Source organism: Sutterella massiliensis (assembly GCF_016899755.1).
Classification (GTDB): Bacteria; Pseudomonadota; Gammaproteobacteria; order Burkholderiales; family Burkholderiaceae_F; genus Sutterella; species Sutterella massiliensis.
The window spans coordinates 1-360 of record NZ_JACJJC010000337.1 but is presented as its reverse complement, the minus strand read 5'-3'; the positions used below and the strand labels follow the sequence as shown (position 1 = coordinate 360).

1 protein-coding gene is annotated in these 360 nt (G+C 61.7%); it reads left to right on the top strand.

Features of this window, described 5'->3' with window-relative positions:
• On the top strand, window positions 1-360 hold a 360-nt coding region (locus H6A60_RS12810; RefSeq protein WP_205105242.1), incomplete at both ends, for an MFS transporter.

The window sequence follows — 360 nt, the reverse complement described above, 5'->3', positions numbered from 1 at the left end:
GCCTCACACCGTTCATGATGCTTGCGGGCGGCTTCGTTAATGACCGTTTCGGTCCGAAATGGGTGATCGGCGCGGGCGGAGCCGTTCTCGGCGCGGGCTATCTGCTCACGGCTGTCGCCGGTTCGACTTTCGAGCTCTACTGCACGTACGGCATTTTCATCGGCATCGGCACGGGCCTCGTCAACGGCTGCACGATCAATACCGCCGTCAAATATTTTCCTGAACACCGCGGCGCAGCGGGGGGCATCGTCACCGCTTCACTCGGCATCGGCGCAGCAGTTCTGCCCTTTGCGGCGCAGTCATTGATTTCCGCTTGGGGCGTTGACGCTGCTCTGCGCTCGTTCGGCTTGGTTTCTGCTC